General features: G+C 34.3%; 8 protein-coding genes. 3 read left to right on the top strand and 5 right to left on the bottom strand.

Annotation, left to right across the window (positions count from 1 at the left end; all coding sequences use genetic code 11):
• Nucleotides 1–95: 95 nt before the first annotated feature.
• The 3 genes from Q0829_RS04830 to Q0829_RS04820 all read right to left on the bottom strand — a co-directional run bounded on the left by Q0829_RS04830 (nt 96) and on the right by Q0829_RS04820 (nt 2,749).
• Nucleotides 96–1,811, bottom strand: coding sequence for an NAD(P)/FAD-dependent oxidoreductase (locus tag Q0829_RS04830; RefSeq protein ID WP_298540561.1), 1,716 nt, complete (start codon nt 1,809–1,811; stop codon nt 96–98).
• Nucleotides 1,812–1,968: 157 nt separating this feature from the next.
• Nucleotides 1,969–2,427: an SRPBCC domain-containing protein gene (locus Q0829_RS04825; protein ID WP_298540559.1), complete on the bottom strand. Its 459-nt coding sequence runs from the start codon at nt 2,425–2,427 to the stop codon at nt 1,969–1,971.
• Nucleotides 2,420–2,749, bottom strand: a complete 330-nt coding sequence (locus Q0829_RS04820) for a metalloregulator ArsR/SmtB family transcription factor (RefSeq protein WP_298540556.1) — start codon at nt 2,747–2,749, stop codon at nt 2,420–2,422. Before Q0829_RS04820 ends, Q0829_RS04825 begins: the two co-directional genes overlap by 8 nt.
• A gap of 202 nt (nt 2,750–2,951) precedes the next feature.
• On the opposite strand from Q0829_RS04820, the gene katG reads away from it, so the two are divergent.
• The 3 genes from katG to Q0829_RS04805 all read left to right on the top strand — a co-directional run bounded on the left by katG (nt 2,952) and on the right by Q0829_RS04805 (nt 9,946).
• Nucleotides 2,952–5,144, top strand: a complete 2,193-nt coding sequence (gene katG / locus Q0829_RS04815; protein WP_298540554.1) for a catalase/peroxidase HPI — start codon at nt 2,952–2,954, stop codon at nt 5,142–5,144.
• Between the two features lie 254 nt (nt 5,145–5,398).
• Nucleotides 5,399–7,252 (top strand): DNA topoisomerase IV subunit B, encoded by a 1,854-nt coding sequence (locus tag Q0829_RS04810; RefSeq protein ID WP_298540552.1) that lies wholly within the window; start codon nt 5,399–5,401, stop codon nt 7,250–7,252.
• A gap of 36 nt (nt 7,253–7,288) precedes the next feature.
• The gene (locus Q0829_RS04805; RefSeq protein ID WP_298540550.1) at nt 7,289–9,946 is read left to right on the top strand and encodes a DNA gyrase/topoisomerase IV subunit A; all 2,658 of its coding nucleotides are present in this window, start codon (nt 7,289–7,291) and stop codon (nt 9,944–9,946) included.
• A gap of 54 nt (nt 9,947–10,000) precedes the next feature.
• On the opposite strand, the gene Q0829_RS04800 is transcribed toward Q0829_RS04805, so the two are convergent.
• The gene (locus tag Q0829_RS04800) at nt 10,001–11,011 is read right to left on the bottom strand and encodes a glycoside hydrolase family 11 protein (protein WP_298540546.1); all 1,011 of its coding nucleotides are present in this window, start codon (nt 11,009–11,011) and stop codon (nt 10,001–10,003) included.
• Between the two features lie 189 nt (nt 11,012–11,200).
• Nucleotides 11,201–11,779, bottom strand: coding sequence for an alkylphosphonate utilization protein (locus Q0829_RS04795; RefSeq protein ID WP_298540544.1), 579 nt, complete (start codon nt 11,777–11,779; stop codon nt 11,201–11,203).

Below are 11,779 nucleotides of genomic sequence, written 5' to 3'. Positions count from 1 at the left end.
TGAATACATAGGAAAAAATATAGAGCGAAAAAACGGGTCATATTGACCCGTTTTTTTTACTTAGTGCACAATTTTTGATCGTATTATACGCATTATTATGGTTCAGGAAAACCACCCACGCCAGCTGCTAAGCGATCTTTTTTTACCTGAATTTTTTTACGCATCCAATCAGGATATTCACTGTCGTCTTCTGCTTCATAAATCTTAATGTTTTGATTTTCATCAGGTACTATCAGATCTTCCTGTCTACACTTAAGAATTTTTGACGCAGTCTCTACTCCAGAATAACCGGCTCCTGCTACTCCATGAGATAATACGCTAGCACCGCATAAATATAAGTTTTCAATTTCGCTTTTTGATTTATAAGCGAAAGGTCCAATTTGCCAGAAACTTTTTTCCGTTCCATACACACAGCCATTAGTAGAATTAATGTAGTACTCATTGGTTATTGGAGTACCTAATTCTTTTTGTACAATCTTATCACCAATTTCTGGAATGACTGTTTCCAGAGTTCTTATCATTTTTTTGATCAGCTTATCCTTAAAGCTTAGATAGGATTCAGAACGTCTGTCACTTTCATTTTTAAAAGCATTGAACGATTCATGATTAATATATGTAATTGCTTCAATTGTATGGTATCTACCATCAAAACTTATAGGATCTTTTAAGGTTGTGCAGCTAATAAACATTCCGGGAAATCTATCTCCTTCCAAAAGATCTGTTTTTTGTGTTTCCTCAAATACCTTGTCAAGGTCTTCGTTATTCATCATCCAGATATTGCCAGAATCTAAACCAGCTTTTCGCACATCCATATCCACAGTTAAGAAAAGCATTAAGGAAGTGCAAGAGTATTTTGTTTTATCAAGCCGTTTACTTAGTTTTTTACTTATATTATTTCTTCCTACTAAATCAAAAAATGTCTTATCAGGGTCTGCATTAGAGATAATTCTTTTGGCAAAAATCTTTTCACCATTTTCTAATTGTACTCCAATAGCTTTCTTTTTCTTATCTCCATCAAGCAAAATTTGCTTTACTTTTTGACTAGTTCTGATTTCTCCTTTATGTTTTTTAATAGCATTGGTCATAGCCTTTACCAATGCTCCACCACCACCAATAGGATAGTAACCTCCACTAGAATAATGCCCCATAACAGCTGCGTGTAAAGGAAAACTGGCTTTAGAAGGTGGTAAACCGTGATCTCCTATCTGGATATTTAGAACAGCTTTGAGTAATGGGCTCTTGATATGTTTTTTTATTACTTTTCTTAAACTAAAAACACTGTATTTACCCATGTTCTTAGTGCGGAAAGGTATGGTAAGGTGTGCCCAAAACCCTTTTACTTTGGGAATTAATTGTAACTCATAGCATACATCGCTAACCAACTTTAAATAACTTGCAACCCCTTTTTCTTCTTCCGGAAATCGTTTAGCCAATACTTCTTTTATGTTTTCATATCCAGCAGGCATATCGATACGTTCATCGCCGATCCAGCAGTGTTCATAAGCATCAGGATTCATTCTGAAAAAAGAAATATCATTAGCAATACCAAGTCCTTCATACAGTGTACTTGTAGATTCTCCTTTGTTTAGTAAACCTACATAATGAACTCCAGGTGTAAAACGGTATCCATTTAGGTAAAAACTATGACACCATCCTCCAGGAACATCATGCTGTTCTAACACTAATACTTTCTGACCTGAACGAGCCAAACATATCGCTGCAGAAAGCCCTCCTGCGCCAGAACCAATAATTATGGTGTCATACTCTTTATTTTGATTAAGAGAGTCCTTATCACCTTTTTCTTTTTCCATAAACTTTAATACCAATAATTACAATTTGTTTTCTATAGCATTTTTTTGTTAAAGGTATTATTTTTTTAGGATAGGAAAGAAATAGCTGAATAGCATATCTCATTTTTTTAGTATTAAATACTTAAAAGCAATAATTCTTAATGAGTTATTGTCCGCATTACTCTTTATCCGAAATATCTACAAATGATCCTAATCTATCAAAAACAGATCCCCAACCGTTCATGAAGCCCATTTTTTCTTGTTGCTGACAATACTCTTCAGTAGCATGGACTACATTAAAAGTAAAATTGGTTTTATCTCCATCTTCTTCAAACAGTGCTTGTATTTCTACTCCTTCGGTCATAGGTTTAAAATTAGCTGATGAAATTATTTTTTGAAACGGCACAATTTCTTTATAAATACCATCTGCTATAAATTCATTGCCATCTGGCATAATCATAACGTATTTCCATATCCCACCTTCACTAAAATTATGTTCTATAATTTTAGTTTCCATTCCTTTTGGTCCCCACCATTGTGCTATATGCTCAGATTGTGACCAGGCTTCCCAGACTAATTTGATAGGTGCATTAAAAGTTCTCTTTAAGGATAAAGTGCGATTGTTTAGGTTACTCATTGTCTTTTGTTTTAGATTGTAATTTATTTAAATAATTTTCGAAGGAGTCTAATTTTTCCTCCCATAAAGTTTTGTATTGATCGATCCATAGAAATGCTGGAATCAAGTTTCTAGGTTGAATTAAGCAGTATCGTTCTCTACCTTGTTTGCTAATAGAAATGATACCACATTCCTCTAAAATTTTTAGATGTTTGGAGATTGCAGGACGACTTATATCGAATTTTTCTGCGATAGCATTGATAGAGAGAGTTTGCTCTGCTAAAAGAGAAATAATATCTCTTCTCACGGGGTCTGCAATAGCTTGAAAAACGTCTCTTCTCATTCTTAAATGTAACTGATTGGTTACAAATTTAAATGTAATCATTCGGTTACGCAAATAATTATTCAGATTTATTTTATAATGATCATTTGGGTAGTATAGATATTATTGATTGTAGATTCATTTAAATATATGATTAATCTATACAAAGTAGTATGGCAATTCATTAAATTTGAGAAAACATACTTTAAAACTCAATAACATTATGGATAATACTAACAACGGGGGTGATATTAGTAAGTGCCCATTTATGGGAGGACCTCAAAAAGAAAGCGCTGGGGCTGGAACATCAAATAGAGATTGGTGGCCTAACGAATTAAAATTAAATATTCTTCGTCAGAATGCAACAAAATCTGACCCAATGGGGAATGATTTTGATTATGCTGCGGCATTTAATAGCATTAATTATGATGAACTGAAAGCGGATATTATAGCTTTAATGACAGATTCTCAAGATTGGTGGCCTGCAGATTATGGTCATTATGGAGGATTAATGGTGCGTATGGCATGGCATAGTGCTGGTACGTATCGAGTTGGTGATGGTAGAGGTGGAGCAGCTACAGGTAATCAGCGTTTTGCACCTTTAAATAGCTGGCCGGACAATGGTAACTTGGATAAAGCACGTTTATTATTATGGCCTATTAAACAAAAATATGGCAAGAAAATTTCTTGGGCAGACTTAATGATTCTTGCAGGTAATTGTGCAATAGAATCTATGGGTTTAAAAACATTTGGTTTTGCTGGTGGTAGAGAAGATGTATGGGAACCCGAACAAGATGTATATTGGGGAGACGAGACAGAATGGTTAGCTAATAAAGAGCGTTTTGCAGATGGTATTCTCGAAGGTCACCTTGGTGCAGCTCATATGGGATTAATATATGTGAATCCAGAAGGCCCAAATGGCTCATCAAACCCATTAGAAACAGCTAAACTTATGAAAGAAACTTTCGGAAGGATGGCCATGAATGATGAAGAAACAGTGGCACTTACTGCAGGAGGTCATACTTTTGGAAAGGCTCATGGTGCAGCCGATCCAGATAAATATGTAGGTGCAGAACCACATGGGGCTTCTATTGAAGAAATGAGTTTGGGATGGAAAAATACTTATGGAACAGGAGTATTAGATGATGCTATTACTAGTGGTTTAGAAGGAGCTTGGACACCTAATCCAGATAAATGGGATTATGATTTCTTCAAAGTATTATTGGATTATGATTGGGAATTAATAAAAAGCCCGGCAGGTGCAAATCAATGGACTCCTAAAGCAGATTCTGGAGCTCCAACTGCGCCAACAGCTGGTGATCCTTCAAAAAGACAAGCACTAATGATGACAGATGCTGATATGGCATTAAAAGTTGATCCTGATTACTTAAAAATTTCTCAACGCTTTCGTGATAATCCAGAAGAATTTGAAGATGCTTTTATTAGAGCATGGTATAAATTAACGCATAGAGATATGGGACCTGTTTCGCGTTATTTGGGTCCAGAAGTTCCAACAGAGGAATTAATTTGGCAAGACCCAATCCCAAAAGGAACATCTCTTCAGGATTCGGATATTACCTCCTTAAAAAAGATGATCTCTGTTTCTGGTTTGACTGCATCCCAGTTGGTAACTACAGCTTGGGCATCTGCTTCTACATTTAGAGGTTCTGATAAGCGTGGAGGTGCAAATGGAGGACGACTTCGTTTAGAACCTCAAAGAAGTTGGGAAGTAAATAGACCAAAGGCTTTATCTAAAGTTTTAGATGTTTATGAAGCTATTAAGAATGATTTTTCCGGAGATGTTTCTATTGCAGATCTTATTGTGCTTGGAGGAAATGTTGGAGTAGAACTAGCCGCTAAAAATGCAGGATTCGATATAACTGTTCCTTTTTCCAGTGGTAGAGGAGATGCCACTCAAGAGCAAACAGATGTCGATTCTTTTGGACATTTAGAGCCTTTGGCAGATGGTTTTAGAAATTACTTAAGAGGTAATTTAAAATTAGCTGCAGAAGAACTGTTAATAGATCGTGCACAATTACTAACATTGTCTATTCCAGAAATGACTGTTCTTGTTGGGGGGTTAAGAGTTATAGGTACAAATTATGATGAATCTAATCATGGCGTGTTTACCGATAATGTTGGAACATTAACTAATGACTTTTTTACAAACATTCTTGATTTCACATATACATGGAAGCCTACATCAACAGACGATACTTTGTTTGAAGGTAGTGATCGTAGAACGGGAGAGGCTAAATTTAAAGGTACTAGAGCTGATCTTATTTTTGGTTCTAATACAGAATTAAGGGCAATTGCAGAAGTGTATGGATCCGAAGATGCGAAGGAAAAATTTGTTAAAGACTTCGTAGCAGCCTGGTCAAAAGTGATGAACCTGGACCGATTCGATTTAAAATAGAAATGAATTAGAAAAATTAAATGTTTTAAAAAGGTGATCTTTTATTAGGTCACCTTTCTTTTGTTATGGCGTGTAAATTAAAAAAATAAGAAAATTAACATTGTATATGATAAAACTGACCATGTTTTATGTTAATCCATTGTGTGCCAATTAATCAACAAAAATCTTGTTATAATTGTTAATTACTTTGTAGTGTACCTATTTTAATTCAGTAAGTGAAACGTTATATTAGCAAGCATTCTACCCAAAATTTTATGAGTAAGGAAACTAAATATACCGAAGACAATATACGATCCCTCGATTGGAAAGAGCATATCCGTATGCGACCAGGTATGTATATTGGTAAACTAGGTGATGGATCATCCGCAGATGATGGAATTTATATTTTACTAAAAGAAGTACTTGATAATTCTATTGATGAATATGTCATGGGTGCTGGTAAAACTATCGAGATTTCTATTCAAGGAGATAAAGTAATTGTAAGAGATTATGGTCGTGGTATTCCATTGGGCAAAGTAGTGGATGTAGTTTCTAAAATGAATACTGGGGGTAAATATGATTCCAGAGCATTTAAAAAATCCGTAGGGTTAAATGGAGTTGGTACTAAAGCTGTAAATGCATTATCAAAGTACTTTAGAGTAGAATCCACACGTGATGGAAAATCTGCTTCAGCAGAATTTGAGAAAGGAAATCTTACCAATCAAGATACTTTGGGAGAAACTTCGCGTAGAAGAGGAACAAAAGTTTCATTCGTACCAGACGAAACAATTTTTAAACACTATAAGTATCGTACGGAGTACGTGGCCAAGATGCTTAAGAATTATGTGTATCTAAATCCAGGGCTAACCATTATTTTTAATGGAGAAAAGTATTTTTCAGAAAATGGGTTAAAAGACCTTCTTTCTGATAATATTAATGAAGATGATCGATTATACCCTATTATTCATTTATTAGGTGATGATATAGAAATTGCCATTACTCATAGTAAGACTCAATATAGTGAAGAGTATCATTCTTTCGTAAATGGACAGCATACTACACAAGGAGGAACACACCAGGCAGCTTTTAGAGAAGCTGTCGTAAAAACCATCAGGGAGTTCTATGGTAAAAACTATGAAGCAAGTGATATTCGTAAATCGATTGTATCTGCAATTAGTATAAAAGTAATGGAACCGGTCTTTGAAAGTCAGACTAAAACCAAATTAGGTTCTACCGAAATGGGAGGTAATCTTCCAACAGTTCGTACATATATCAATGATTTTGTAAAAACGAAGCTGGATAATTTCCTGCATAAAAATTCGGACACTGCAGAGGCTTTACAAAGAAAAATACTTCAAGCAGAAAGAGAACGTAAGGATTTATCTGGTATTCGTAAGCTGGCTCGCGAACGTGCTAAAAAAGCAAGTTTACATAATAAGAAGCTAAGAGATTGTAGAGTTCATCTTACAGACAGTAAGAAAGATAGAAATCTAGAAAGTACTCTGTTTATTACCGAGGGAGATTCTGCAAGTGGTTCTATAACCAAATCAAGAGATGTAAATACACAGGCTGTGTTTAGTTTACGCGGGAAACCGTTAAATAGCTATAACATGAGCAAAAAGATTGTGTATGAGAATGAAGAATTTAATCTTCTACAAGCTGCTCTTAATATTGAAGAATCCTTGGAAGATCTTAGATATAATAATATTGTAATTGCCACAGATGCCGATGTAGATGGAATGCATATACGATTATTGTTGATCACATTCTTTCTTCAATTCTTCCCAGAAGTTATTAAAGAAGGGCATTTGTATATTTTGCAAACTCCATTGTTTAGAGTCCGAAATAAAAAAGAGACGATCTATTGTTATTCTGAGCAAGAAAGAAGGGATGCGATCGAAAAATTATCAGGAAAACCAGAGATTACTCGATTTAAAGGATTAGGAGAGATATCACCAGATGAATTTGTACATTTTATAGGAGACGATATCCGTTTGGATCCTGTTATGTTAGATAAAGAAAAGTCTATAGAAGAATTGTTGTCTTTTTATATGGGAAAGAATACACCTAGTAGGCAAGAATTTATTATAGAAAATTTAAAAGTAGAATTGGACGTAGTAGAAGAGTAAACTAAAAGAATACAAAAAAGTGCCCCGGAAATAGGTATGGATATAGAGAACGAAAACGAAAACGAAGAACTACATAATGAATTAAACCCAGAGGATCATCAACCTCAGGAAGTAATTACCAAAGTAACCGGAATGTATAAAGACTGGTTTCTTGATTATGCATCGTACGTAATACTGGAGCGGGCCGTACCTGCTATCGAAGATGGATTAAAGCCTGTACAACGTAGGATTCTTCATTCTATGAAGGATTTAGATGATGGTAGATATAATAAAGTAGCTAATATTGTAGGACATACTATGCAGTACCATCCACACGGTGATGCTAGTATTGCAGATGCTATGGTACAAATAGGCCAAAGAGATTTGCTAATCGATATGCAAGGTAACTGGGGTAACATCCTTACAGGAGATAGGGCAGCGGCATCTAGGTATATTGAAGCACGTTTATCCAAATTTGCATTGGATGTAGTGTATAATCCCAAAGTTACAGATTGGCAGTTATCATATGACGGTCGAAAAAAAGAACCGATTAATCTTCCTGTGAAGTTCCCTTTGTTGCTAGCACAAGGAGCAGAAGGTATAGCAGTTGGATTAAGTACTAAGATACTTCCACACAATTTTATAGAACTTATCGAAGCTTCTATAAAGCACTTACAAGGTAAACGTTTTACAATATTACCCGATTTTCCAACAGCAGGAATTGCGGATTTCACGAATTACAATGATGGTAATCGTGGAGGGAAGGTGCGAGTGCGCGCAAAAATATCTCAATTAGATAAAAATACATTGATTATCAATGAGATACCTTTCTCTACTACAACTTCTAGTTTAATTGATTCTATCCTAAAAGCTAATGAAAAAGGTAAGATAAAAATTAAGAAAATAGAGGATAATACAGCTGCCGAAGTTGAGATTTTGGTACACTTACCGGGGGGCATTTCTCCTGATAAGACTATTGATGCTTTATATGCTTTTACTAATTGTGAATCATCTATTTCTCCTTTAGGATGTGTGATCGAAGAAAACAGCAGGCCAAGATTTATTGGAGTTTCTGAAATGCTGAAGCGTTCTACAGATCATACATTAGAATTACTGAAGAAGGAATTAGAAATTCAGTTAAATGAATTGCAAGAACAATGGCATTTTGCATCTCTAGAGAGAATTTTTATTGAAAACCGTATTTATCGAGAAATAGAAGAAGAAGAAACCTGGGAAGGTGTGATTCAAGCAATTGATAAAGGATTGCAACCTCATATAAAACACTTAAAACGAGCGGTTACAGAAGAAGATATTGTTCGTTTAACTGAAATTAGGATTAAAAGAATTTCCAAGTTTGATATTGATAAAGCTCAGCAGAAAATTGAAGCTTTAGAAGAGGATATTGCCCAGGTAAAACATCATCTGGAACATCTTGTAGAATATGCTATTTCTTATTTTAAAAGATTAAAAGACACCTACGGTAAAGGTAGAGAGCGTAAAACCGAAATCAGGATTTTTGACGATATCGAAGCGACTAAAGTTGTTATCAGGAATACAAAATTGTATGTAAATAGAGAAGAAGGTTTTGTTGGTACATCACTTCGTAAAAACGAATATGTTACTGATTGCTCTGATATTGATGATATCATATGCTTTACGGCAGAAGGTAAACTCATGATAACAAAAGTAGGTGCTAAGACTTTTGTAGGTAAAGATATTATCCATGTAGCAGTCTTTAAAAAGAAAGATAAGCGCACTATTTATAATATGATTTATCAGGATGGTCGAGGAGGCGCGTCTTATGTAAAACGCTTTGCGGTTACTGGAGTTACGAGAGATAAAGAGTATGATTTAACACAAGGGAAGAAAAGTTCTAAGGTTACTTACTTTACCGCAAACCCAAATGGAGAAGCAGAAATAATTACTATTTTCTTGCGTCAGGCAGGAAGCGTGAAGAAATTGAAGTTTGATCTCAATTTTTCTGATCTATTGATAAAAGGACGAGGTGTTAAAGGTAATATTGTTACTAAATATAACATCAAGAAAATTGAATTAAAAGAACAAGGTGTTTCCACATTGAAACCTCGTAAAATTTGGTTTGACGATACTGTTCAACGACTTAATGTGGATGGAAGAGGAGAATTACTAGGTGAGTTTAAAGGAGAAGATCGATTGTTGGTTGTTAGTCAAAAAGGGATTCTTAAAACTATTGTCCCTGAGATAACTGTACACTTTGGTTCTGATATGGTGGTTCTTGAAAAATGGAAACCAATGAAGCCTATCTCAGCTATTTATTGGGACGGAGAAAAAGAGCGGTATTATGTTAAGCGATTTTTAGTAGAAAATGCAGATCGCGAAGAAACGTTTATTTCGGATCATCAGAAATCATTTTTAGAAATTGTTTCTACAGATCATAGACCTGTTGCAGAAATAGTATACAATAAGCTTAGAGGGAAAGATCAAAAACCAAATGATGAAATTAGTTTGGAAGATTTTATTTCTGTAAAAGGAATCAAGGCACAAGGAAATCAATTGACTACTGAAAAGGTGAGACAGATAAATTTATTGGATTCATTACCTTATGATGAGCCAGAAGAATTACCAGCCGAAGAAATAGAGGTAATAGAGGAGGAAGCGGTTTCTGGTTCCAACAATATTTCTGAGGGTGATAATCCCGAAGATGATGAGAATAGTGATCAGCCAACATTATTCTAAAAAAAATATAGGAGAAAACTAGATCATTTCTCTGATTATGACTTATGTTTCTTGTTAATAGATGATTAGTTTATCTACAACTCTTTGTTTATCAATATTTAGTGAAATAAAGTAAACACCCTTTGTTAAATTAGAGATTTTATCTGTGTTCTCGGTATGATTATAGTTTTTTGATATTATCGTTTTTCCGGTAGCGTCATATATTTTGAGTTTTTTTATTGAACTAGACGTGTTTTTAAATTTTATATATGCTTCATCTTTTGTAGGATTAGGATAAATCTCAAAGTATGAATTAGGGGTGTTACTATTGTTTATTCCTAAAGTAGTATTATCTGCAAATACGTCGAGCTCCGTAAATTCGAAATTACCGCTACTTTGATATCCTTCTACAACAAAAGAAACTTCATGTAATTTACCTAAATTCATATCGATAGATTCCCATTGTTTAAAATGCTCAGAAATATCTATAGTACCGCTATTTCTTGTGTTTCTTCTTATACTAAAATATTGTTGAAACGTAGCAATACCTATAATCGAAGGTTGATTCACTCTTGTATTCTCGTATACATCATATATGCTTCCATTTATTTCAAAAGATTTTTTTAAAACAGCGCCATCTGCCATTGATGGAATCCAATTACGCCAATCTTCAATGATATAATATTCTACAAGAGGCTCAATAGTCCATCCATAAATAGATAAATAGGAATTCCCTGAATTGGTAGAAGGGTTGTAATTACAATTGTAAATGGTGTAAAAATCTCCAATTTCATGATGTAGTTGTGTTTGATCATATCCTAAACCTCTTCTTGCCAAATAATTCAATATGCCATCCCATTCTCCACTAAATAATGCTTCATTCCCAAGTGTCATGCAAGCAGTTCCTTGTGAGTTTTGGTTCCATAATTCATATCTGAATCCGTCTTCTTCTCCAGCAATCTGTTCTGATCCTGATTGTATGCAATAGGTTTGCGCTTTACCATTTAGAATATTTCCTAGAAAAAATACAAATAGTAATATTGGTAGAATTATTAGATTTTGTGGTTCAGAAAGCAATTTTTTCATGTTGTTTTATTTAGATAAGAATTTTATATTAAATAGTTTAAAGCAGTTGATTTAAAGCAACACTTTAACTATTTAAATTAGAATAAAATTCTTTAATAACAACGAAAAACAAAAATTATTGAGGATATTAAATGTTTTTTTTACTTAAATTTTAAGTAATCTATTGTTTATATACTTTAAATAAATGGATTAAGATTTCTTTACAAACTTGGTCAAAATCACGATGTGCTGACCACTGACTTTACCTTCTATATGTTCTGCATTGTCATAAACTAAAGAGATATTACGAACCGCAGTACCTCTTTTAGCAGTAAAATTAGCACCTTTTACGTTTAGGTCTTTAATCAACACAACATTGTCTCCAGCTTGTAAAATAGCTCCATTAGAATCAATATGCTTTAAGATGTCGCTTTGATCATCTCCTTCACCAGTAGCTTGAGCCCATTTTATGATGTCATCATCAAGATATAGCATATCGAGAAGATCCTGTGGCCACCCTTCAGATCGTAACCGGGTTAATATTCTCCAAGCCATAACCTGAACTCCAGTAACTTGACTCCACATACTATCATTAAGACATCGCCAATGATTAGGATTCATTTTCGAAGGATCTTCGATTTGTTCTTTGCAGGTTGAGCACACTAAAATACTGGAGTCTAGCCCTACATTAGGTGATTCAGGAATATCATATACTAATAAATCCTCGGTAGTGCTACATAATTCACATACAGATCCACTACGATCTTGTAATTCTTTTAATTTGCTCAT

It is taken from the genome of uncultured Aquimarina sp. (assembly GCF_947492405.1).
GTDB lineage: Bacteria > Bacteroidota > Bacteroidia > Flavobacteriales > Flavobacteriaceae > Aquimarina.
This window is presented reverse-complemented; position numbering and strand designations above follow the sequence as displayed.

What these genes read in the sequence shown, in the direction of transcription:
- Q0829_RS04830 (WP_298540561.1), bottom strand. Translation starts at nt 1,811, where the DNA reads ATGGAAAAAGAAAAAGGTGATAAGGACTCTCTTAATCAAAATAAAGAG.
- Q0829_RS04825 (WP_298540559.1), bottom strand. Translation starts at nt 2,427, where the DNA reads ATGAGTAACCTAAACAATCGCACTTTATCCTTAAAGAGAACTTTTAAT.
- Q0829_RS04820 (WP_298540556.1), bottom strand. Translation starts at nt 2,749, where the DNA reads ATGAGAAGAGACGTTTTTCAAGCTATTGCAGACCCCGTGAGAAGAGAT.
- katG (WP_298540554.1), top strand. Translation starts at nt 2,952, where the DNA reads ATGGATAATACTAACAACGGGGGTGATATTAGTAAGTGCCCATTTATG.
- Q0829_RS04810 (WP_298540552.1), top strand. Translation starts at nt 5,399, where the DNA reads ATGAGTAAGGAAACTAAATATACCGAAGACAATATACGATCCCTCGAT.
- Q0829_RS04805 (WP_298540550.1), top strand. Translation starts at nt 7,289, where the DNA reads ATGGATATAGAGAACGAAAACGAAAACGAAGAACTACATAATGAATTA.
- Q0829_RS04800 (WP_298540546.1), bottom strand. Translation starts at nt 11,011, where the DNA reads ATGAAAAAATTGCTTTCTGAACCACAAAATCTAATAATTCTACCAATA.
- Q0829_RS04795 (WP_298540544.1), bottom strand. Translation starts at nt 11,779, where the DNA reads ATGAGCAAATTAAAAGAATTACAAGATCGTAGTGGATCTGTATGTGAA.